The sequence below is a fragment of the Streptomyces sp. NPDC048257 genome, from assembly GCF_043201855.1.
Classification (GTDB): Bacteria; Actinomycetota; Actinomycetes; order Streptomycetales; family Streptomycetaceae; genus Streptomyces.
Genome location: NZ_JBICZI010000004.1, coordinates 31,353 through 54,023, shown reverse-complemented (window position 1 = coordinate 54,023; position 22,671 = coordinate 31,353). Strand labels below are relative to the sequence as shown.

Sequence of the window (22,671 nt, the reverse complement as noted above, 5' to 3'; positions counted from 1 at the left end):
TCGCCGGGCGCCCGGTCGAAGGGGCGGGCGCGGTCAGCCGGTTGCCGACGTGGACCCCGGGGCGGTGAAGAAGGCCAGCCGGGCCGGCTTGGCCGGGAGGTAGACCTCGGGCAGGTCGATCTCCGGGAGGACGACCTCCGGCCCGAGCACGAAGCCGGTGCGCTCCATGCGGGCGATGGCCTTGGTGTTGCGGGCGTCCGGTTCGACGACCACGCGCCGCGCGGCACCGTCGGAGAACACGAACCCGATGAAGGCGGCCATCAGGGCCCCGGTGAAGCCGCGCTCGGCGGCGCCCTCGGTCGGGCCGATCAGCAGGTGCACGCCGACGTCCCCGGGCTGGACCTCGTAGCACTCGCTGACGCGGTCCTCGGCGCAGTCGTACGTCTGGAACAGCGCGACCTGCTCGCCGTCGCGGCTGACCATGAAGGCGTGGTGGGTGGTGCGGCGGTCGACGTCCTCGTAGATCTCCTGGACCAGTTCGCGGCTGGCCTCGCCCATGCCCCAGAAGCGGGCCCGCTCCTGAGTGACCCAGCTGTGGATCAGCGCGGAGTCGGCGGCCGGGTCGACGGGGGCGATGGTGACGGTGCCGAAGCCCTCCACGACCTCGGTGTGCACGGGCTGTCTGACGGAGGGGGCGGAGGTCATATCGATTCCTTGGTGAGACGGGTCCAGTCGGTGACGACGGGGACGAGTTCGCACTGTGCCCACAGGGGCAGCTGGTCGCGGTGGTGGGGTGAGCCGGTGACACCGTCCGCGCCCAGCGGGACCGCCCAGAGGCTGTCCTCGCGGCGGGCGAGGTCCCATACGTAACGGGCCGCCGATGCGCGGGCGGTGAGATCGGTGAAACCGGGAACGGTGGAGGTGGCGTTCACGCAGTCGTGGTCGCCGCCGAGGCCGGGCCAGTCCGTGGGCTCCGGGCCGGGCACGGCCTGCCAGGGGGTGAGGCGGTGCACCTCGGACCAGGCGGTGTCGGGGGTGCCGGCCGCGGCCGTCTCCTCCAGCGCGGCCCGGACGTGCGCCGCACGGTCGAGGCCGGGCACGAGGGAGGTGGTGAGCAGGCCCTCGAGGGCGTATCCGATCTTCGGGACCAGGTACAGCCAGGGGTGGAAGACGGCCGGGCCGGTGGGCCCCCCCCACAGGCCCTCGAAGACGGGGTCGGCGGCGAAGCGGCGTACGGTCGCGCTGCGAAAGGCCGAGAAGACGGTGGCGTCGGTGCTGTCGGCCGCCATGTGCCGGTCCCAGGCGAGCAGCCGGGTCCGCAGGGCCCGCGCCGCCGGGGTCAGGTCCTCGAAGCCGGGCAGCAGCGCGAGCAGCGGCGCGGCCGAGGCCAGGTGCGTGTCCCGGTGTACGTCGGCCATCGCCTTCGGGGACCAGTCCGCGGAGCCGCTCAGCAGCTCGCGGATGCGGTTGGCGCGGTGCGGGGGCGCGAACTCCACGCCGAGCGGGGAGGCGATCCCGCGCGCGTTCGCCATGACGGCGAAGCCCTGCACCGGCTCGGTGGGGGTCGGGGCCCAGCCCTGCCAGGCGTGCTGCGGGTCCCAGGCGGGCACGGGACGCAGCCGGTTGGTCCGGTGGCGCAGCGGCACGGCGCCCGCGACGCGGTGCAGCAGGCCGCCCTCGCTGTCGGCGGCGTGGACGACGTTGACCGGCTCGGCCCAGCCGTCGAAGGCGCGGTCGATGTCGGCGACGGTGCGGGCGCGCAGGAGCGCGGGCAGGGCGGCGAAGCCGACGTCCCGGCGGACCCTGGGCGGGTAGCGCAGGGAGAGGGTCTGGGCGCTGCCGTCGGTGTGGGCGTCCGCGTCGGCGTCCGCCCCGGGGTCGCCGTCCGCGTGGATGATCACGGGGCCGCGGGGGGTCTCCAGGATCTCCACCTCGACGTCGTCGCCGCCGGCCACGGTGATGGTCTCGGTGTGGCGGCTGACGGGCTCCCAGACGCCGTCCGCGCCCAGGGCCTCGACGCCGTCGTCGCCGCGGCGCAACTGCTCGACGTACAGGTCCTGGTAGTCGGACATGGCGTTGGTGATCGCCCAGGCGGCGGTGCCGGTGTGGCCGAAGTGGCCGAGGCCGGGGACGCCGGGGACGGCGAGCCCGAGGACGTCGTAGTCCGGGCAGGAGAGACGTATCTGCTGGTAGACGCCCGGGTCCTCGATGAACCGGTGCGGGTCGCCCGCGATGATCGCCGAGCCGGTGGCGGTGCGGTCGCCCGGCACCAGCCAGCCGTTGCTGCCGGCGGTGCCGGGGCCGTCGGTGGCGAAGAGGGTGACGGCCTCGTCGCCGAGGGCGCGGGCGACGCGCTCGCGCCACAGCTTGGTGGCGAAGCCGGCGAACAGGATGTGCGTGGCGATCCAGATGGCGAGCGGTACCCACGGCTGCCAGGGCGCGGGGGTGAGGCCGGTGCGCGCGAAGCGTTCGTCGCGGGCGGCGCCGGCGGCGAGCCCCTCGTTGACGCCGTCCACGTAGGCGCGGACCCAGGCGGCGGTGTCCGGGTCGTCGGCCTCCATGGCCTCGTAGCAGCGGCGGGCGGTGTCGGCCAGCCGGCACTGGCGGGCGAAGCGGTCCCAGGTGACGGCGTCGGCGCCGAGGAAGGAGGCGCTGGAGCCCTCGGCGCGGTGCCGCTCGACCTCGAGCTGCCAGGCGCGGTCGAAGGCGGTGACGCGGCCCTGGGCGTGGACGAGCCCGAGTTCGCCGGATGCGCGCAGGTGGGGGATGCCCCACTGATCGCGGTAGACCCCGTAGGATTCCGGGGTCTCCACGAAGGGCTCGCCCCGGCCGGCTCCGTACGACCGGGCGTCGCCGCTCTCGCTGCTGACACTGCTCACGCTGCTCACACTCTTCCCCGACGGGCGTTTAGGTTAGGCTGACCTAACTATAGGGGCGCTAGGGGAGGGGCTGGACATGGCGGTCGGCAAGGGCTGGGAGGGCGTGGTCCTCAAGCTCATGCGGGGCAAGGACTTCACGTTCACGGTGACGGGAACGGAAGACCTCACGGAGGACTACCGCCGCGTGAGCTTCACGGACGGCGGACTGCTGGCCGCCGCCGGAGAGTCGCTGCATCCGACGATGTGGGTGCGCGTGTGGTTCCAGGGCGCGGGCAAGCCGCACCAGCGGGCCTACACGCTGGTGGACCCGGATCCGCAAGCGGGCACCTTCAGCTTCGAGTTCGCCCTGCACGACGGCGTCGCCAGTGCCTGGGCGCGCGGCGCGAAGCCGGGCGACACGATCGACGCCACCGTCCAGGGCACCGGATTCACGGCCCCGGCGCCCGCCCCGGAGCGGCTGCTCGTCATCGGGGACGCGGCGTCCCTCCCGGCGATCAACTCGCTGCTGGACACGTACCCGCAGACCCCGGCGACCCTCTGGTTCGAGACGCAGCACGACTCGGACGCACAGCTCCCGATGCGGGTGGAGCAGGGCCGGCACGACATCCGCCGGGTGCGGCGCGACGGTACGGCCCTGGCCGACCGGGTACGAGCCGAACTGCCCGAACTGGTCGGGGACCCCGAGACGGCGTTCGTCTGGCTGGCGTGCGACACGGCGACGACGCGCGGCCTGACGGCCTACCTCCGCAAGGAACTCGCGCTGCCCAAGCACCGGGTGAACGCGCTGGGCTACTGGCGGCCGGAAGCCTGAGACGGATCCGCGGCCTCGCCCGCGGCCGCGGCCCGTCCGGCACCCGGTGGTGCGGACGGGCCGCAGAGGTGGACGGGCCGCAGGGGTGCAGGGACCGGCTACCGGATGGACACCTTGCAGGCGCTCACCGCGGTCCCGTTGGTCACACCACCCTTGGTCAGGCCGCTCACGCACGTCTCGTGGTCACCGGAGTACCCGGAGGAACACGCCGCGCGGACGGACTCCGGGGCCTCGCCACCCTGTAGCTCCCGCTCCACCTGGTTGATGCAGGCCGAGACGTCCGCGTGGGCGGCGGGGGCCGTGAAGGCCGCGCCACCGAGTACGAGGGCCAGGCCGCTGAGGACACCTGCGATACGGGTCGACGTGCGCATGGGACGCACCTGCTCTCCGGGATCGTCGCGCGGCCCGGGACCTGGAGGCGCCGGATCCGCGTGGGAACTGCGCCGAGCGCACGCGGCCGGCGCGGGCCACGGGGCCCGGGTCCCCGGCCCGGACCGGCTCGGCGGGGAATTCCCCTCCTTCGTCCGACGCTAGAGCAGCCCTCCGCGACCCGCACCCGGACAGCCCTTAGGCGCCGGTGGTGCCGTCGATCCCCTCGCGGAGGAAGTCGGCGTGGCCGTTGTGGCGGGCGTACTCGTGGATGAGGTGCAGCATCACCAGGCGCAGCGAGGCCTCCTCCTTCCAGCTCGGCACGTACGCCGTCACGTCCAGGGACTCGGCGGCGGCCTCGATGCGGCGGGCGTGCGCGACCTCGTCCTGCCAGGCGGCGAACGCCTCGGTGCGGCTGGAGCCCGAGGCGTCGTAGGCGGCCTGGAAGTCGTGGGTGTCCGACCACAGATGGGGCAGGTCCTCGCCGTCGAGGACACGGCGGAACCAGTGTCTCTCCACCTCGGCCATGTGCCGGACCAGCCCCAGCAGGGACAGCGTGGACGGCGGCATCGAGGCGCGGCGCAGCTGCTCGTCGTCGAGGCCCTCGCACTTCCAGGCGAGGGTGGCCCGGTGGTAGTCGAGGTAGGTCCGGAGGGTCTCGCGTTCGTCGCCGGTCAGGGGCGGGTCTATGCGTTCCATGAGGAGATCCTGCCCGCTGCTCCTGGACCGATCCAGCCCTGCGGGAGCTACCGGGCAGCCGTCCACAGGTACGGCACCGTCACGCCCAGGACCCCGAAGCCCAGCCGTTCCAGGATCGGGCGGCTGTCGTCCGACGCGTCCACCTGGAGGTACGGGATGCCGAGCTCCGCCGCCAGACGGGCGCGGTGGGCGACCAGCAGGCGGTAGATGCCCCGGCCGCGCCACTGCGGGAGCGTGCCGCCGCCCCAGAGGCCCGCGAAGGCCGTGCCCGGCCGCATCTCCATCCGGGCCGCGCTCACCGGGGTGTCGCCCGCCATCGCGACCACCGCGGCGATGGTCTCCGGCTCCTCGCGCAGCCGGCTGAGCAACTGCTCCCGGATCCGCGGCCGCTCGGTGCCGAAGGCGCCCGCATGGACCTCCATCATCAGGTCCACCCCGGCCTCGTCCGTCACCACCCGCAAGGTGATGCCCTCCGGCGGCTCCACCGGCAGCTTCGCGAGCTCGGACGCCAGGCCCACCATCAGGGTCTCCGGCGGCTCCGGCACGAAGCCCGCCGCCCGGAGCCGGTCCCCGAGGTCCGCCGGCCGGTCGTGGTCGTACAGCTTCCACTCGAACTCCGGACAGCCGCGCTCCCGGAAGAACGCCACCTGCACCGCGATCTCCGCATCCGCCGTCTCCTCGTCGAGGTCCGACCAGAGCACGCCGTTCCACCCGAGCCCCGGCACGGCGTGCCGTACGACGGCTCCCGCCCGCTCCACGCTCGCGTGCGGGGCGTCCGCCTGCGCGCCCTCGCGCTCCTCGGCGTCGAACCGGGCGCGCACCTTCATCAGTTCATCAAGATCGATCGGCATGCCCCCAGCTGACCAGCCTCCGGGCGGTCATGACAACTGCATTAGCCTCACCCCCGTGAACGACGACTCCACCATCTACACCGGTAAGGCCACCCCCGACGCCGCCGCCGACCGCGGCTGGCTCCTCGGCCACTTCAAGGACCCCTCCGATCCCCGCCACAGCGAGGACGTCGAGATCAAATGGGGCGTCCACCCGGAGGGCGACGAACGGGAGCGGTGGGCGACCGCCGAGAAGCGCACCGCGCTGCTGGTACTGATCAGCGGACGCTTCCGGCTGGAATTCCCGGGGCGCACCGTCGTCCTCGCCGAGCAGGGGGACTACGTGCTCTGGGGGCGCGGCGTCGACCACTCCTGGTACGCGGAGGAGGACGCCGTGGTCCTGACCGTCCGGTGGCCCTCGATCCCCGGCTACCGGGTGGACGAGCCCGAGGGGCAGTTGGAGGCCGGGGCCGTGGGCCGGTCCGCCCTGTGACGATGCACACGAAAGGGGCCAACGATCACGAAACGCTGAGATCGTGGAGGATGTAGACCATCTGCGCCGAACCCTCCCGAGGCGATCCCCCGGGCCCGTCGGCCTGGCCTTCACGCGTTCATGCGTTCTTTGCGACGGGCTGCCCCCGGTAAAGACCCGAACCACCAGGGAGCACGTCCGTTGGCTGTAATCGCACGCTGGTGCATGCGCCACCGTCTGCTCACCGTGCTGATCTGGCTGCTCGCACTCGGCGCCACCGCGGCGGCCGCAGCGACCGCCGGGTCGGCGTTCTCCAACGACTACGAGGTCCCCGGCACCGAATCCGGCAAGGCGGACGCACTCCTGCGCGAGGGCTTCCACGGCCAGGGCGGAGACACCGACACCATCGTGTGGCGGGCCCCGCAGCACCAGAGCGTGCGCACCCCGGACATCGAGCAGCGCATGGCCCGGGCGCTCGACGCCGTCGCGGAGCTCCCCGGCATCGGATCGGTCGCCGGACCCTACGGTCCCGGCCCCGAGAGCGCCGCGCAGATCAGCCCCGACGGGCGCACCGCCTACGCGGTGGTGACCTTCGGCCAGCAGGCCGACTCCGTCCCCAAGCCCCAGGCCAGGGCCCTCGTCGAGGCGGCGAAGAACCCCACCACCGAGGCCGGCGGTGTCCAGGTCGAACTGGGCGGCCGCGCCGTCCAGCTGACCGAGGCTCCCACCGCGCACCTCGCCGAGGTCATCGGCGTCGCCGTCGCGGCCCTGGTCCTCTTCCTGGCCTTCGGCTCGCTCGCCGCGAGCCTGCTGCCCATCGCGACCGCCCTGGTCAGTGTGGGCACCGCCTATTTCGGCATCACCCTGCTCGGACACGCGATGCCGGTCGCCGACTTCGCCCCGATGCTCGGCACCCTCATCGGCCTCGGCGTGGGCATCGACTACGCGCTGTTCATCGTCACCCGGCACCGCAAGGGCCTGGCCCGCGGCAGCACGGTCGAGGAGGCGGCCGCGAACGCCGTCGCCACCACCGGCCGGGCCGTCGTCTTCGCCGGCGCCACCGTCTGCATCGCACTGCTCGGCATGCTGGTGCTGCGGCTGAACTTCCTCAACGGTGTCGCGATAGCGGCTTCCGTGACGGTGGTCCTGACGGTCGCCGCCTCGGTCACCCTGCTGCCCGCCCTCCTCTCGTACATCGGCCTGCGCGCCCTCTCGCGCCGCGAGCGCCGCAGGCTCGCCGTCGACGGCCCGGAAGCCGGGCAGACCTCCGGCTTCGCCGCCCGCTGGTCCGTCTTCGTCGAGCGGCACCCCAAGCTGCTGGGCGTCGTCGCCACCGCGGTCATGCTGGTGCTGGCCCTGCCCACCCTCTCCCTCCACCTGGGGACCTCCGACCAGGGCAACAACCCGGCCACCTCCACCACCCGGCAGGCCTACGACCTGCTGACGGACGGCTTCGGCCCCGGCGCCAACGGCCCGCTCACCGTCGTCTCCCGGCTGGACGGCGCCGGCGACCGGCTCGCCGTGGACCGGCTGGCGCAGGCGCTCCGTACGACCGAGGGCGTCGCCTCCACCGGCCCGGCCGTCCTCAACCGCAGCGGCGACACCGCCGTCCTGACCGTGGTCCCGGACTTCGCCCCGCAGTCCCGGGCCACGAGCGACCTCGTCGACAGACTCCGCCAGGACGTCATCCCGACTGCCGGGCAGGGCAACTCCATGGAGATCCACGTCGGCGGTGTGACGGCCGCCTACGACGACTTCGCCGAGGTCATCATCGGGAAGCTGCCGCTGTTCGTCGGCGTGGTCGTCGCCCTCGGCTGTGTGCTCCTGCTGCTGGCCTTCCGGTCCATCGGCATCCCGCTCAAGGCGGCGGCCATGAACATCGCCGCCGTCGCCTCCTCCTTCGGCGTCGTGGTCGCGATCTTCCAGTGGGGCTGGGGCAGTGAGCTGCTGGGCCTGGGCAGCGCCGGCCCCATCGAACCCTTCCTGCCCGTGATCATGGTGTCCGTCCTCTTCGGGCTGTCGATGGACTACCAGGTCTTCCTCGTCAGCCGGATGTACGAGGAGTGGCTGGAGACCGGCGACAACAAGCGGGCCGTGCGCGTGGGCCTCGCCGAGACCAGCCGGGTCATCAACTCGGCCGCCGTCATCATGATCTCCGTCTTCCTGGCCTTCGTACTCAGCGGCGACCGGATCATCGCGATGTTCGGCATCGCGCTCGCCGCGGCCGTGGCCCTCGACGCCTTCGTGCTGCGCACCCTCCTCGTCCCGGCCCTGATGCACATGCTCGGCGGGGCCAACTGGTGGCTGCCCGCCTGGCTCGACCGGCGCCTGCCCCGGATCAGCATCGAGCCCCCCGAATGCCGCCCGCATGCGAAACTTCCGGGGCAGCGGCCCACCGCGGACCTCGTCACGAGCGAGGACGGCGCCGAGCCCGCCCCCGCCTCCCGGTGATCCGGCCACCCGCCGCCCGATACCCAAGGAAGACCCAGGATGTTCTCGATAGACCTCGCCGAAGGGGCCCAGCTGTTCCCGCTGGAGGCCCGGCACGCCCAGGAGTTCTTCGCGCACATCGAGCGCGGACGTGAGTTCATAGGCCAGTACGTCGGCTTCCCGGACCGGGCCTGCGACCTCGACTCCGCCCGGGCCCTGCTGGCCAAGTACGCGGCGACGGCCGGGGAGGACGGCGCCCGGTTCTTCGGCATCCGGCTCGACGGCACCCTCGTGGGCGGGGTTCTCTTCCCCGCGTTCGCGGCCGGGACCGGCAACTGCGAGATCGGCTGCTGGCTGGAGCCCGACGCGGCCGGCCGCGGTCTGGTGACCAAGGCCTGCCGGGTCCTGATCGACTACGCCTTCGGCGAGCGCGGCATGCACCGCATCGAGTGGCACGCCGCCTCCGGCAACAAGAAGAGCCTCGCCGTGGCCGCGCGCCTCGGGATGACCCGCGAGGGCGTCATGCGGGAGAACCACCTCCACCACGGAGTCCGCCAGGACACCGAGGTCTGGTCGATCCTCGCCCACGAGTGGGCCGCGACCCGGTCCGCGTAGCTCCCGGGAGTGTCCGGCGACGGGCCCCGCAGACCGCGGGGCCCGCCCGAGCCACAACCTGCGGATTCTCAGCAAAATCTCAGACAGGGCGCCTACGGTGCCCCGCATGGACACCGAGAAGACCCCCGCCCCGAACGCCTCCGAGGCGGACACCACCCCGGCCGACCTCACCAAGGCCGAGACCCCCCGGCCCGCCGCGGCCGAAGCCGACTCCGCGGTCACCGACGAGGTCACCGACACGGACACCGACACGGACCTGGACGACGAGGCGTTCGCCGAGGACCAGGCCGAGAACGAGGAGCCCGGCCACGTCGGATCCGCTGCCTCCGCGATCGTCGCCGCCGGGCTCGGCGTCGTCGCCCTCAGCGGAAGCTGGGTCGCGGGCATCGTGTCCGAGCGCGCGAGCGTCGCCGCCCGCCTCGAGCTGAGCCAGGCCGCCGACGCCAACGCGCAGATCGCCGCCCAGTTCGTCGACCCGTGGCACAGCACCGCGATGGTGAACGGGATCTTCTCCGCCCTCGCCCTGATCATCGCCACCTTCGTGCTGGCGCTCCCCGCCTTCAGCAGCCCCGAGCCCACCCTTCCCACCTGGGTGCGGTCCGTCTCCTGGGCGGCCATCGGACTGGGCGCCCTCGGCGTCCTGCTCTTCGTCCTCATGTACTTCGACCTCCTCCTCGCCATCCCCCAGGCGGCCACGCCGGGCGCCTAGGCAGTGCCTTAGGTCCTCACGGACCTCCCCGGGGCTCCCCGGCCCCGGACTAAGGCGACCCGCCCCCGGCAGATGCGGCATGCGACCGATGTGCCGGTACCCCCTGGGACGCGAATCTTGGATCACACCGAACGAGGTGCCCGAGAAACGCGACCAGGGAGTACGAGATGTTCGAGTACGAGATCGCCACCGCCGTCCGCAGCGCCGACCTCATGCGCGAGGCCGCCGAGTACCGCACGGCCCGGGCGGCCGGGAAGGCGCACCGCGCCTCCTCGCCGAACCACGAAGCCCGAAGGCCGGTGAGAGCGTTCCGGAACCGGTTCACCCGCTCCGCGCCACACACCGCGTGAACTGACAGGTGATGAGAAGTGCTCCGGTGGCGAGTGCCGCCGGGCAGGACGCCTGTGCGATGCTCGGCGGCGTGGAGACCAGATCTGTCAGCCCGGTGTTCGTCGGCCGAGCCGACGAACTGGCCGTACTCACCGACGCACTGACCCGCGCAGCGGGCCGGGAGCCGCAGGCGATGCTCATCGGGGGAGAGGCCGGAGTCGGCAAGACCCGCCTCACCGAGGAGTTCCTCTGCGAGGCGGACCGCCGCGGCGCCGTCGTCGCCGTCGGAGGCTGTGTGGAGATCGGGGCGGAGGGACTTCCCTTCGCCCCGTTCTCGACGGCCCTGCGCACCCTGCACCGCCTGCTGCCCGAGGAGCTCGCCTCCGCTGCCGCCGGCCAGGAGGACGAACTCGCCCGCATCCTCCCCGAGCTCGGCGAGACCCCGCGCGGCCCGCACGACGAGGAGAGCACCGCCCGGCTCTTCGAACTGACGGCCCGGATGCTGGAGCGCCTCGCCGCCGAACGCACCGTCGTCCTCGTCCTGGAGGACCTGCACTGGGCGGACACCTCCACCCGGCACCTGCTCTCCTACCTCTTCCGCACCCTCGGCAGCGGCCGGCTCGTCATCGTCGCCACCTACCGCGCGGACGACGTGCACCGGCGCCACCCCCTGCGCCCGCTCCTCGCCGAACTCGACCGGCTCCGCACCGTCCGCCGCATCGAGCTGTCCCGCTTCAACCGGGCCGAGGTGCGCCGCCAGCTCGCCGGCATCCTCGCCGCGCAGCCCGACGAGGACTTCGTGGACTCCGTCTTCGACCGCTCGGACGGCAACGCCTTCTTCGTCGAGGAACTCGTGGCCTCCAAGGAGAGCGGCTGCCGCACCGGACTCACCGAATCCCTGCGCGACCTGCTCCTCGTCCGGGTCGAGGTGCTCCCCGACGAGACCCAGGGCCTGGTGCGGATCGTCGCCGAGGGCGGCTCCACCGTCGAGTACCCGCTGCTGCGCGCCGTCGCCGGGCTCACCGAGGACGAGCTGATCGAGGCTCTGAGAGCCGCGGTCGGGGCCAACATCCTGCTCGCCACCCCCGACGGCGACGGCTACCGCTTCCGGCACTCGCTGGTCCGCGAGGCCGTCAGCGACGACCTGCTGCCCGGCGAGCGGGCCCGCGTCAACCGCCGCTACGCCGAGGCCATGGAGAGCGACGGGTCGCTGGTCCGCGCCGAGGAACGGGTCATCCGGCTGGCCAGTTACTGGTACCACGCCAACGATCCCGCCCGGGCGCTGCCCGCCGTACTGGCCGCCTCCGTGGCGGCCCGCCGCCGGCACGCCTACTCCGAGCAGCTGAGCCTGCTGGAGCGGGCCATGGACCTGTGGGACAGCGCCCCGGAGGACGTCCGCGAGGCGCTTCGCCCGGCGGACTACACCGACGTGTACCCGCCGTGCGGCTGCGACCCGGCCACCACCCCGCTCCAGCGGCTCGACCTGCTGGCCGAGGCGACGGTCGCGGCGCGCTACGGCGGCGAGCGCGATCGCGCCCTGAAGATCACGAAGACGGCGCTGCGCCTGCTGGAGGACGACCGCGACCCGCTGCGGGCCGCCTGGTTCTGGACCGAGCGCTCCCGGCTGATCGCCAGCCTCGGGCGCGGCGACGGCTGGGAGGAGATCGCCAAGGCGCAGGACCTCGTCCGGGGGCTGCCCCCGTCCCAGGTGCACGCCGAGGTCCTGGTCCGGGCCGCGAGCTGGGGCATGCTCCACAAGCCGGGCCCCGGCAATCTCGCCGCCGCCGAACGCGCCGTTGAGTACGCGCGGATGGTCGGCGCCGAGGAGACCGAGCTGAACGCCCGGATCACGGTCGGCTCTCTGCTCACCGACTCCGGCGACGGCCCGGGCGGCCTCGCCGAGATGCACGCGGTCGGGAAACGGGCCACGAAACTCGGGCTCACGATGCTGGCAGGGCGTGCGCATATCAATCTCACCTCTCAGCTGGAAAGCATGGGCCGGTCCCGCGAAGCCGTGGAACTGGCCGAACAAGGGGCCGAACTGGTCCGCAAGTCCCGGCTCCTGGACAGCGAGGCCTGGGTCTGCGGGAACATGGCCGAGAGCCTCTACAGCCTCGGCCGCTGGGACGAGGCCGCCGCGGCGGCCCGGCGCACCCTGCTGGTGGGCCAGAGCGCGGCCCCGCGCGGCTCCGCCTCGGCGCGCCTCGCCTACCTGGCCCTGGCCCGTGGCGAGTTGACCGAGGCGGCCCACCAGCTCGCCGCCGCCCACACCCACTTCGGCACCCACGAGACCCAGCCCCAGCACCGGATACCGCTGTACCGCCTTGCGATCGGAGTGGCCGCGGGGGAGGGCCGGATCGCCGACGTCCGCACCGAGATGTCCTCAGCCGCCGCCTACGGATTCCCGCTCGGGCAGCACCGCTACGCCTGGCCGCTGCTGCTCGCGGCCGCCACCGCGGAGGCCGACGCCCGGGGGCTCCCGGCCGCCGAGGCCGGCCGGGACGCCGCCCTGGACGTGCTGCGCACCGCCGCCCGCTCGCTCGCCACCCCGGTCCCGGTGTGGACCGCCCATGCCGAGTACGTCCGGGCCGAGCTGCTCCGGGCCGAGGCCCGGGACACCCCCGCCGACTGGACCGCCGTGGAGCACGCCGTCCGCCCACTGGAGCGCCCGTACCTGCTGGCCAGGGCCTGCCACCGGCTCGCGGAGGCCCTGCTGGCCGCCGGTGACCGGGGGCCCGCGGCCGGCCTGCTCCGCGAGGCCTACGCCACCGCCGAGCGGATCGGCGCACGCAGGCTGCGCGAGGACCTGGCCCTGCTGGCCCAGCGCGCCCGGATCCCCCTGATCGACTCCGACACGGCCGCGGTAGCGCCCGTACCGGAGACCGACCCGGTCGAGGCCCTCGGGCTGACCAGCCGCGAGCGGGACGTACTGCGCCTGGTGGCGGCCGGCAGCACCAACCGGAAGATCGCCGAGGAGCTCTTCATCTCCCCGAAGACGGCGAGCGTGCACGTCTCGAACATCCTGGCGAAGTTGGGCGTTACCGGCCGCGGCGAGGCGGCCGCCCTCGCTCACCGGCTGCGCCTCTTCGCCGCGCCCTCCCCGGTCAGCCCCCGTCCGGAGGCTGCTCCTCCAGGCGTATGAGCACCTTGCCGGAGTCGAGGTCTATCGGACCCCGTCCCGGATCGTTGTCATTGACGTCGGTCCGGGACAGTTCCAGCCGCTTCTTCTCCTCGTCCGTGTGCTTGCTTCCCGGGTTGAACAGCTCCTCGATCATGTTGAACACCGCGCCCACCACGCCCTCCGCCCCCTGCCGGGGACATGCTGATCACCGCACCGTCAGGGTCAGGATCCTGTCGTCGCCCGCCTCCGGCGAGCCCCGTCCGTCCGTCTCGCTCGTGACCAGCAGCATGCGGTCCCCGCCGAGGGCCACCACCGTCCGCAGCCGGCCGTACTCGCCCTCCAGGAAGGCCTCGGGCTCCGCCGCGAGCCCGGTGCCGGTCAGCGGGATCCGCCACAGCCGGTTGCCCTTGAGCCCGGCCATCCACACCGAACCCTCCGCCCAGGCGATCCCGCTCGGCGAGGCCTCGTCCGTCTTCCACACGGCCACCGGATCCCGGAAGCCGGGCTTGGCCGCCTTCCCCTCGGCCTCGGGCCAGCCGTAGTTGGCGCCGGGCTCGATCAGATTCAGCTCGTCCCAGGTGTTCTGGCCGAACTCGGCCGCCCACAGCCGCTTGTCCTTGTCCCAGGCAAGGCCCTGCACATTGCGGTGCCCGTAGGAGTAGACGACGGAATCAGCCTCCGGATTGCCGTGCACCGGATCCCCGTCCGGGGTCATCCGCAGGATCTTGCCGCCCAGCGACTTCTTGTCCTGCGCGAGCCCCTTGTCGCCGGTCTCGCCCGTCCCCGCGTAGAGCATCTTGTCCGGGCCGAAGGCGATCCGGCCGCCGTTGTGGACGAGTCCCTTGGGAATGCCCCGGAACACCGTGTCCGGCGCGCCCAGTTGCTGTCCGGGAGGTCTCTGCTCGTCGTACCGCAGCCGGGCGATGCGGTTGTCGGACTCGGTCGTGAAGTAGACGTACACCAGCCGGTCCGAAGCGAAGCCTGGCGACAGGGCGAGGCCCATCAGCCCGCCCTCCCCGCCCGGGGCCACCCCCGGCACCCTGCCGATCTGCGTCACCTCGCCCGAGCCCGCCGCGACCCTGCTGATCGTCCCCTTGTCCCGCGAGGCGACCAGCAGGTCTCCGTCGGGCAGTGGCGCCACACCCCACGGCGACTCCAGCCCCTTGGCGACCTCACCGGTCACCGTCACGGTGCCCTTCGCCGCCGGGCCGGTGGCCTCCGGTGAGGCCGACGGTCTCCCCGACGGACCTGGTGACCCCGAGCCGGCCGCCGCCGTGCCCGGTGGAGAGGAGCCCGCCCCCGCGCCCGGGGCACCCTCCGGCGCGCATCCCGCCGCCAGCAGGGCTCCGCAGCCGGCCAGCGCCAGCGCCGCCAGCACATTCCGGCGCCGCCCGCCCGCGCCCTCCGACCCCACCCGCCCGGGAGAACTTCCGTATCGCATCGCCCTGCTCCTTCCGGTCCTCCGATCCTGCCTTTCATCTCTCTCAACAGCTCCGGCAGTTCGCGAAGTTCCACCACTCGTACACTCGATCGAGTGGTTGAGGGTCAGTCCCAGGCTCCCACCTCGACCGGGAGGTCCGCGATCTCGGCCAGGTCCGCGGCCGACAGCCGCACCTCCGCGGCCCGCGCGTTCTCCGCCGCCCAGGGCGCCCGGTCGGCCCCCGGCACCGGAACCACCTGCGGCCCCTGCGCCAGCACCCACGCCAGCGCCACCTGTGCGACCGTGACCTGCGGCCCGTGCCGCCGCGCCACCTGCCGCAGCCCCGCCAGCAGCACCTGGTTCGACGCCATCGCCTCCGCCGTGAACCGCGGATGCCGGGCCCGCACGTCCTGCGGCTCGAAGCCCTCGCCGGGCGTGAGGGTCCCCGTGAGGAACCCGCTGCCCAACGGCATCGCCGCCAGGAACCCCACCCCGCGCGCCGCGCACCACGGCAGCAGCTGCCAGGCCGCCTCCGGCGACCACACCGACAGCTCCGCCTGCACCGCGCTCACCGGGAACACCTGCTGCAGCCGCTCCAGGTGCCGCAGGGTCGTGCGGTACCCCCGGTCCCCGCTGCGCCCCGCCCCCGGCCCGGCCCCGGCACCCAGCGCGCAGAAACCGAGCGCCCGCACCTTGCCCGCGCCCACCAGCTCCGCCATGGCTCCCCAGGTCTCCTCCACGGGCACCTCCGGATCCACCCGGTGCAGCTGGTAGAGGTCTATGACGTCGGTCCGCAGCCGCCGCAGCGAGGCGTCGCAGGCCCGCCGCAGATAGCCGGGCCGCCCGTCGGCGACCACGTGCTGGTCACCCGCCCGCAGTCCCACCTTGGCCGAGACGAAAGCCTCGGACCGCCGCTCCCGCAGCACCCGGCCCAGGAGCAGCTCATTGGTGAACGGCCCGTACACATCGGCCGTGTCCAGCAGGTTCGACCCCAGGTCCAGTGCCGTGTGCACGGCGGCCAGCGACTCCTGTCCCCGCCGCCGCGAAGGCGCGTACGCCCAGCTCATCGGCATACAGCCGAGGCCGATGGCGCCCACGCTCAGCGCCCCCGCCCCGATCGCCCTGCGCTCCACCCCTGCGTCCCCCTCCCGCTCCGGCCCTCAAAGTAACGGCTTGATCCGGATGCCTTGGCATAGCCTCGTGATCATGACTGCAATGACCCCGGACGTCTGGCTCCCGTTCCCCGCCGAGGAGATCGAGGGCCTCCCCGACTCCTTCCGGTACCGCCTGTGGGACGGCGAGGACACCTTCCCGGCCGATCCGGCCGACTGCGTCTTCTACGTGACCCCCTACATGAAGTCCGCCGAGGTCACCGTGCGCCCGCTGGCGGCCATGCCCGCCGTCCGGGTCGTCCAGACCCTGACCGCCGGGATCGACCACGTACTGGGCGGCCTCGGCGACCTGCGGCCCGGCGTTCGGCTGTGCAACGCCGTCGGAGTCCACACGGCCAGCACCGCCGAACTCGCCCTCACGCTGACCCTCGCCTCCCTGCGCGGCATCCCCGGCATGGTCCGTGGCCAGGACCGGGAGGAGTGGCGATCCGGGTTCTACGACGCCCTCGCCGACAAGTCGGTTCTGATCATCGGTTACGGATCGATCGGCTCCGCCATCGAGGACCGGCTCGCGGCCTTCGAATGCGGGCGGATCGCACGGGTGGCGCGGACGGCGCGGACCACCGGACGCGGGCCCGTCCACGCCCTGGCCGACCTGCCCGGGCTCCTGCCGCAGGCCGACGTGGTGATCCTCGTGACACCGCTGACCGACGCCACCCGGGGCCTGGTCGGCGCCGACTTCCTCGGCCGGATGAAGGACGGCGCCCTGCTGGTGAACGTGGCGCGCGGCCCCGTCGTCGACACCAAGTCCCTGCTGGCAGAGGTCGAGTCGGGCCGGCTGCGCGCGGCACTCGACGTCACCGACCCGGAACCGCTGCCCTCCGGCCATCCCCTCTGGCATGCTCCGAATGTCCTGATCACGCCTCATGTCGGGGGCAGCAGCTCGGCGTTCGAGCCCAGGGCCAAGCGCCTGCTGGCCCGCCAGCTCACGCGGTTCGCGGCCGGAGAGCCCGTGGACCACACGGTGTTGATCACCGAGTGACGCGCGGTGCGCACGCTCCGCAGTCACCCGAATGCGCTCGGTGTGTCCAACTCCCCGCTCGGTAACGGAGCGTAGAGGAACTATGTCCCTGAGTGACGAAAGTGGTGTATCGTCCGGAAGAAGGGGCTGCGCCACGAACGTCTGGCGCTGGGGAGTGATCGGACACTTTGGGGGGCGACGGGCGATGCACGGCCAATGGACGAAGGATCCGATGCGGCACAGCCGCCGAAGGCGACGATGCGGTGCGCCGGAACCAGCCAGCGAGGGGGACCGGTGAGTACCCCGGGGGCGGCGCTCCTGGACCGGCCGTCCGTCTCGGGCGCAGGCAAGGGCCTGGCGATGCAGCTGCTCCTCGCGGTGGTCAGCGGCGGGTACGCCGTCGGCGCCGCCCTCAACTGGGGCTCGGAGGAAGTCGCCGAGATCATGGGCGACTTCGGGCTCAGCGCGGCCGGCCTGCTGGCCGCGGTCTCCTGCTACACCTACGCGAGGGCGATCGACAGCCGTGAACGCCCCGCCTGGCTGCTCTTCGCCTTCTCCTCCCTCATGGGCGCCGGCGGCAACGCGGTCTGGGGCTGGTACGAGGTGATCCTCGGCGAGGAGGTGCCGAAACCCTCGGTCGCCGACTTCGCCTTCCTCTGCTTCGCACCTCCCGCCATCGTGGGTCTGCTCGTCCTCGCCAAACGCCCCGTCACCCGCGCCGGCTGGGTGTGTCTCGGACTCGACTCCTGGCTCATCGGCGGCTCCCTGCTCACCCTCTCCTGGAGCCTGGCCCTGGCCCACGCGGCGCGGACCGCCCAGTCCGGCGCCCCCGGCAGCGTCCCGCGCGCCGCGCTCTCCCTCGCCTACCCGCTCCTGGACATCGCGCTCGTCTCAATGGTCCTGGTCCTGCACTTCCGGCGCAGCGAGACCAACCGCTCCGCCGTCAACACCGCCATCGCGGCGCTGGCCCTGACCGTGCTCAGCGACGCCCTGTTCACCTCGCCCCTGCTCAGTGCCGAGTACCAGTCCGGACAGCTGCTCGACGCCGGCTGGTTCGCCGGCTCGCTGCTGCTCGCGTACGCGCCCTGGGGCGCCCGGCGCCTCCACCCGGGCCCCGAGCCGGCCGGGCGCCCGCGCCAGGACCGGCCGCACAGCCGCCCGATCACCGGCTCGCTGCCCGCGCTCACCCCGTACCTCGCGGCCGCCGTGTGCACCCTCGGCATCCTCTACAACGTCGTGGACGGCCGGAAGGTGGACCGGATGGTCGTCTTCACCGGCTGCACCGTCGTCCTCGCCCTCGTCATCCGGCAGGGCATCATGCTCCTCGACAACATTGCGCTGACCCAGGAACTGGCCCAGAAGGAGAACCACTTCCGCTCCCTGGTCCAGGGCTCCAGCGACGTCATCATGATCGCCGCGCCCACCGGCACGCTGCGCTACGTCAGTCCCGCCGCCGCCGGGGTCTACGGCCGCGAGGCGGAGGAGCTGGTCGGCAGTGAGCTCGCCACCCTGATCCACCCCGACGACCTCGGCCGGGTGGTCCACGAGGTACGCCGCTTCCTCGCCGCACCGCCGACCGAGGAGCCCACCACCCGCATCGAGTGCCGCTTCAAGTCCGGCGGCGGCGAGTGGCTCAACGTGGAGTCCACCGTCAACCGGCACCAGGGCGGGCTCATCCTCAACAGCCGGGACGTCACCGAGCGCGTCCGGCTCCAGGCCCAGCTCCAGCACAGCGCCGAACACGATCCGCTGACCGACCTGCCCAACCGGGCCCTGTTCACCCGGCGCGTGCGCCAGGCCCTGACCGGCCGGCGCGCGGGCGACCGAAGCACCGCCGTGCTCTTCATCGACCTCGACGGCTTCAAGGCGGTCAACGACACCATCGGCCACCAGGCCGGAGACGAGCTGCTCGTCGAGGCCGCGCGCAGGCTCCAGGACTCGGTCCGGGCCGGGGACACCGCGGCCCGCCTCGGCGGCGACGAGTTCGCCGCGCTGATCCTGGGCGACGGCAACCGCGACCCCAGCGCCCGCGAGTACCAGGCGCGCGACATCGCCGACCGGCTGCGCGCCACCCTCTCCCAGCCGTACCGGATCGGCGGCAGCGAGGTACGGGTCGCCGCGAGCATCGGCGTCGCCTTCGCCGACCCCGGCATCACCCCTTCGGACCTGATGCGCAACGCGGATCTCGCGATGTACCGGGCCAAGGCCGGGGGCAAGGACCGCGTCGAGATGTACGCCCCGCAGATGCAGGCGGAGGTGGTGCGCAAGGCCGAGCTGGCGGGCCGGCTGCGGACCGCACTGCACGAGGGAGAGTTCGCCCTGCTGCACCAGCCCGTGGTCTCCCTGGCCACCGGCGAGGTGTCGGCCGTCGCCGCGCAAGCCCGCTGGCGCTCCGCCCAGGGGATCCTCTTCACCCCGGCGGAGTTCCTCCGGGTCGCCGAGTACAGCGAGGGCGGTGGGGGCGGAGCCGGTGGGGCGGGCGGCTCCGGCGCCCCCGCCGGAGCGGACGCCGCCCGCACCGCCGAGCTGGGGCGCTGGCTGCTGGAAGAGGCCGTGGAGCAGGCTGCCGACCGGCACCGGGCCGGGCACGACGTACCGGTGGCCGTACGGATGACCGCCCAGCGGCTCCTGGACCGGTCCATGCCGCTCGGCTCCGTGGAGGCGCTGCTGACCCGGCACGGGCTGCCGTCCGGGGCGCTGGTGCTGGAGCTCGCCGTATCCGACCCCAGAGTGCCCTTCGACGACCTGGAGCGACGCCTGACGGCCCTGCACCGACTCGGGGTGGGTATCTCCCTGGACGGCTTCGGCAGCGGCTACGCGGCCATCAGCGCCCTGCGCCGCCTCCCCGTGGACATGCTCAAGCTGGACCGGGGCCTGGTGGAGGGGGTGGCCGAGTCCGCCCGTCTGCACAAGATCACCGCCGGTCTCTTGCGGATCGCAAACGACCTGGGCATGCGCTCCGTCGCCGATGGGGTGGACCTGCCCGAGCAGGTCCTGGCGCTGCGCGCGATGGGGTGCACGCACGGCCAGGGAATGGCCTTTTCCGGCCCGCTGGACGAGTACAGGCTGCGCCGTGCGCTGGTGCGCGGTACGTTCCCAGTACCGGGCGGAGCGGCCCAACCAGCACTGGCCGGCGGCTCCCCCGGGGGCTCGATGGCCCTTCGTAGAGGCTCACATAATGAGACGCCCGTCCCACCTACTTGACATCACCCTCCCGCCAGAGGGAGGGTCAGTGCCATGCGCACCCGAATTCTCGTACTTGGAAAGCGCGTCGGCTGAAGCCGGGACCTGCATGTCCCTGCTCAACACCCCCGACGCGCTCCCCTCGCTTGCCTCCTGGCACGAGGGGTTTTTTGTTGCACTGGCACAGAGTCGAATCCGCGTAAAACCCTCAGCTTCGAGAAGAGAATGCCGATGACCGAGCAGGCCACCGGGGCCCACCATCCGCAGCCGCGGCCCCGTTCCGGCGGACAGCAGTCCGCCGCAGTTGAGCACGTCACGGGTGCGCAGTCCCTCATCCGCTCTCTCGAAGAGGTGGGGTGCGACACCGTTTTCGGAATTCCGGGCGGCGCCATCCTCCCCGCGTACGACCCGATGATGGACTCGAAGAAGGTCCGTCACATCCTGGTCCGCCACGAGCAGGGGGCCGGCCACGCCGCCACCGGCTACGCGCAGGCCACCGGCAAGGTCGGCGTCTGTATGGCCACCTCCGGCCCGGGTGCCACCAACCTCGTCACTCCGATCGCCGACGCGCACATGGACTCCGTCCCGCTCGTCGCGATCACCGGTCAGGTCTCCTCCAAGGCGATCGGCACCGACGCCTTCCAGGAGGCGGACATCGTCGGCATCACGATGCCGATCACCAAGCACAACTTCCTGGTCACCAAGGCCGAGGACATCCCGCGGACGATCGCCGAGGCCTTCCACATCGCCTCCACCGGCCGCCCGGGCCCGGTCCTGGTCGACATCGCCAAGGACGCCCTGCAGGCGAAGACCACCTTCTCGTGGCCGCCCACCCAGGACCTCCCCGGTTACCGGCCGGTCACCAAGCCGCACGCCAAGCAGATCCGCGAGGCCGCCAAGCTCATCTGCCAGGCCAAGCGCCCGGTCCTGTACGTCGGCGGCGGCGTCATGAAGTCCGGCGCGACCGCCGAGCTGAAGGTCCTCGCCGAGCTGACCGGCGTCCCCGTCTGCACCACCCTGATGGCGCTGGGCTCCTTCCCCGACAGCCACCCGCTGCACGTCGGCATGCCGGGCATGCACGGCAGCGTCACCGGCGTCACCGCGCTGCAGAAGTCGGACCTGCTGATCGCCCTCGGCACCCGCTTCGACGACCGCGTCACCGGCAAGCTCGACAGCTTCGCCCCCTTCGCCAAGATCATCCACGCGGACATCGACCCGGCCGAGATCGGCAAGAACCGCGCGGTCGACGTCCCGATCGTCGGTGACGCCCGCGAGGTCATCGCCGACCTGATCCAGGCCGTCCAGGCCGAGCACACCGACGGCAACGCCGGGGACTACACCGCATGGTGGAACGACCTCAGCCGCTGGCGCGACACCTACCCGCTGGGCTACGACCTGCCCACCGACGGCAGCCTCTCGCCCCAGCAGGTCATCGAGCGGATCGGCGCGCTCGCGCCGAAGAGCACGATCTTCGCGGCCGGCGTCGGCCAGCACCAAATGTGGGCCTCGCACTTCGTCAAGTACGAGGAGCCCCGCACCTGGCTGAACTCCGGCGGTGCCGGAACCATGGGCTACGCGGTCCCGGCCGCGATGGGCGCCAAGGTCGGCATGCCCGAGCGCACGGTCTGGGCGATCGACGGTGACGGCTGCTTCCAGATGACCAATCAGGAACTGGTCACCTGCGCCCTGAACAACATCCCGATCAAGGTCGCGATCATCAACAACGGTGCGCTGGGCATGGTCCGCCAGTGGCAGACCCTGTTCTACAACCAGCGGTACTCCAACACCGTCCTGCACGCCGACGAGACCGGCCACGACACGGTCGGCTCCCAGCTCGGCGAGTCCGTCGCGCCCCGCAAGGGCACGCGCGTCCCGGACTTCGTCAAGCTGTCGGAGGCCATGGGCTGCGTGGCGCTGCGCTGCGAGGACCCGGCCGACCTGGACAAGGTCATCGCCGAGGCCAACGCGATCAACGACCGCCCCGTCGTGATCGACTTCATCGTCCACGAGGACGCCATGGTGTGGCCGATGGTCGCCGCCGGCACCTCCAACGACGAGGTCATGGCAGCCCGGGGCGTCCGTCCCGACTTCGGCGACAACGAAGACGACTGAGCCGAGAGAGCCGAGAGAGAGAACGCCTCACATGTCCAAGCACACGCTCTCCGTCCTGGTCGAGAACACGCCCGGCATCCTCGCCCGGATCGCCGCGCTGTTCTCCCGCCGCGGGTTCAACATCGACTCCCTCGCGGTCGGCGTCACCGAGCACCCCGACATCTCCCGCATCACCATCGTCGTCAACGTCGAGGACCTCCCGCTGGAGCAGGTGACCAAGCAGCTGAACAAGCTGGTCAACGTGCTCAAGATCGTCGAGCTGGAGTCCCACAACGCCATCGAGCGCGAGCTCGTCCTGGTGAAGGTCCGCGCCGACAACGAGACCCGGTCGCAGATCGTCGAGATCGTCCAGCTGTTCCGCGCCAAGACCGTCGACGTCTCCCCGGAGGCCGTCACCATCGAGGCCACCGGCGGCTCCGACAAGCTCGGCGCGATGCTCAAGATGCTGGAACCCTTCGGCATCAAGGAGCTGGTCCAGTCCGGCACGATCGCCATAGGGCGTGGCGGCCGGTCCATCACGGACCGCAGCCTGCGCGCGCTCGACCGCAGCGCCTGACCCGCCCGGCCCGGCCCGGCGGACCCGTGAGCCGGGTCAGACACGCTCTGCTCGCATAGCGA

At 72.5% G+C, this 22,671-nt stretch carries 19 protein-coding genes; 11 read left to right on the top strand and 8 right to left on the bottom strand.

What is annotated here, in order from left to right; all coding sequences use genetic code 11:
* Positions 1–33: 33 nt before the first annotated feature.
* Entirely contained in the window at positions 34–645 is a 612-nt protein-coding gene (locus ACGFZK_RS10860) for a GNAT family N-acetyltransferase (RefSeq protein WP_393848547.1), read from the bottom strand.
* Positions 642–2,753 carry a penicillin acylase family protein gene (locus tag ACGFZK_RS10855; protein WP_393848927.1) on the bottom strand — a complete coding sequence of 704 codons (2,112 nt, stop codon included), beginning with the start codon at positions 2,751–2,753 and terminating at the stop codon, positions 642–644. Before ACGFZK_RS10855 ends, ACGFZK_RS10860 begins: the two co-directional genes overlap by 4 nt.
* A gap of 142 nt (positions 2,754–2,895) precedes the next feature.
* Here ACGFZK_RS10855 and ACGFZK_RS10850 point away from each other — a divergent pair, with 142 nt between their 5' ends.
* A complete protein-coding gene (locus tag ACGFZK_RS10850; RefSeq protein WP_393848546.1) occupies positions 2,896–3,630 on the top strand; it encodes a siderophore-interacting protein in 735 nt (244 codons plus the stop codon).
* A 98-nt stretch (positions 3,631–3,728) separates the two neighbouring features.
* On the opposite strand, the gene ACGFZK_RS10845 is transcribed toward ACGFZK_RS10850, so the two are convergent.
* The 3 genes from ACGFZK_RS10845 to ACGFZK_RS10835 form a co-directional block, all read right to left on the bottom strand.
* Positions 3,729–4,001 carry a hypothetical protein gene (locus tag ACGFZK_RS10845; protein ID WP_393848545.1) on the bottom strand — a complete coding sequence of 91 codons (273 nt, stop codon included), beginning with the start codon at positions 3,999–4,001 and terminating at the stop codon, positions 3,729–3,731.
* 196 nt (positions 4,002–4,197) lie between these two features.
* Entirely contained in the window at positions 4,198–4,698 is a 501-nt protein-coding gene (locus ACGFZK_RS10840; protein WP_393848544.1) for a DinB family protein, read from the bottom strand.
* 47 nt (positions 4,699–4,745) lie between these two features.
* Entirely contained in the window at positions 4,746–5,549 is an 804-nt protein-coding gene (locus ACGFZK_RS10835; RefSeq protein ID WP_393848543.1) for a GNAT family N-acetyltransferase, read from the bottom strand.
* Between ACGFZK_RS10835 and ACGFZK_RS10830 the strand changes: the two genes are divergently transcribed.
* The 6 genes from ACGFZK_RS10830 to ACGFZK_RS10805 all read left to right on the top strand — a co-directional run bounded on the left by ACGFZK_RS10830 (position 5,548) and on the right by ACGFZK_RS10805 (position 13,226).
* Positions 5,548–6,021, top strand: coding sequence for a signal peptidase I (locus ACGFZK_RS10830; RefSeq protein ID WP_393848542.1), 474 nt, complete (start codon positions 5,548–5,550; stop codon positions 6,019–6,021). The two genes, ACGFZK_RS10835 and ACGFZK_RS10830, sit on opposite strands and share 2 nt — an antisense overlap.
* 180 nt (positions 6,022–6,201) lie before the next feature.
* The gene (locus tag ACGFZK_RS10825) at positions 6,202–8,451 is read left to right on the top strand and encodes an MMPL family transporter (protein WP_393848541.1); all 2,250 of its coding nucleotides are present in this window, start codon (positions 6,202–6,204) and stop codon (positions 8,449–8,451) included.
* A gap of 39 nt (positions 8,452–8,490) precedes the next feature.
* Positions 8,491–9,045 carry a GNAT family N-acetyltransferase gene (locus ACGFZK_RS10820; RefSeq protein ID WP_393848540.1) on the top strand — a complete coding sequence of 185 codons (555 nt, stop codon included), beginning with the start codon at positions 8,491–8,493 and terminating at the stop codon, positions 9,043–9,045.
* 106 nt (positions 9,046–9,151) lie between these two features.
* Positions 9,152–9,754: a hypothetical protein gene (locus ACGFZK_RS10815; protein ID WP_393848539.1), complete on the top strand. Its 603-nt coding sequence runs from the start codon at positions 9,152–9,154 to the stop codon at positions 9,752–9,754.
* Between the two features lie 167 nt (positions 9,755–9,921).
* Positions 9,922–10,104, top strand: coding sequence for a hypothetical protein (locus ACGFZK_RS10810; protein ID WP_393848538.1), 183 nt, complete (start codon positions 9,922–9,924; stop codon positions 10,102–10,104).
* Positions 10,105–10,163: 59 nt separating this feature from the next.
* The gene (locus ACGFZK_RS10805) at positions 10,164–13,226 is read left to right on the top strand and encodes an AAA family ATPase (RefSeq protein WP_393848926.1); all 3,063 of its coding nucleotides are present in this window, start codon (positions 10,164–10,166) and stop codon (positions 13,224–13,226) included.
* On the opposite strand, the gene ACGFZK_RS10800 is transcribed toward ACGFZK_RS10805, so the two are convergent.
* From ACGFZK_RS10800 to ACGFZK_RS10790, 3 genes are all read right to left on the bottom strand, one after another.
* The gene (locus ACGFZK_RS10800; protein ID WP_393848537.1) at positions 13,189–13,380 is read right to left on the bottom strand and encodes a DUF6191 domain-containing protein; all 192 of its coding nucleotides are present in this window, start codon (positions 13,378–13,380) and stop codon (positions 13,189–13,191) included. The genes ACGFZK_RS10805 and ACGFZK_RS10800 overlap by 38 nt on opposite strands.
* A 30-nt stretch (positions 13,381–13,410) precedes the next feature.
* Positions 13,411–14,646 (bottom strand): PQQ-dependent sugar dehydrogenase, encoded by a 1,236-nt coding sequence (locus ACGFZK_RS10795; protein WP_393848536.1) that lies wholly within the window; start codon positions 14,644–14,646, stop codon positions 13,411–13,413.
* A gap of 104 nt (positions 14,647–14,750) precedes the next feature.
* Positions 14,751–15,758 (bottom strand): aldo/keto reductase, encoded by a 1,008-nt coding sequence (locus ACGFZK_RS10790; RefSeq protein WP_393848535.1) that lies wholly within the window; start codon positions 15,756–15,758, stop codon positions 14,751–14,753.
* A 73-nt stretch (positions 15,759–15,831) separates the two neighbouring features.
* Between ACGFZK_RS10790 and ACGFZK_RS10785 the strand changes: the two genes are divergently transcribed.
* The 4 genes from ACGFZK_RS10785 to ilvN all read left to right on the top strand — a co-directional run bounded on the left by ACGFZK_RS10785 (position 15,832) and on the right by ilvN (position 22,609).
* Positions 15,832–16,779 carry a 2-hydroxyacid dehydrogenase gene (locus ACGFZK_RS10785; protein ID WP_393848534.1) on the top strand — a complete coding sequence of 316 codons (948 nt, stop codon included), beginning with the start codon at positions 15,832–15,834 and terminating at the stop codon, positions 16,777–16,779.
* A gap of 273 nt (positions 16,780–17,052) precedes the next feature.
* Entirely contained in the window at positions 17,053–19,962 is a 2,910-nt protein-coding gene (locus ACGFZK_RS10780; RefSeq protein WP_393848533.1) for a putative bifunctional diguanylate cyclase/phosphodiesterase, read from the top strand.
* A 204-nt stretch (positions 19,963–20,166) separates the two neighbouring features.
* Positions 20,167–22,053 (top strand): acetolactate synthase large subunit, encoded by a 1,887-nt coding sequence (locus tag ACGFZK_RS10775; RefSeq protein ID WP_393848532.1) that lies wholly within the window; start codon positions 20,167–20,169, stop codon positions 22,051–22,053.
* A gap of 31 nt (positions 22,054–22,084) precedes the next feature.
* Positions 22,085–22,609 (top strand): acetolactate synthase small subunit, encoded by a 525-nt coding sequence (ilvN, locus tag ACGFZK_RS10770; RefSeq protein WP_030010002.1) that lies wholly within the window; start codon positions 22,085–22,087, stop codon positions 22,607–22,609.
* The last annotated feature ends 62 nt before the right edge of the window (positions 22,610–22,671 follow it).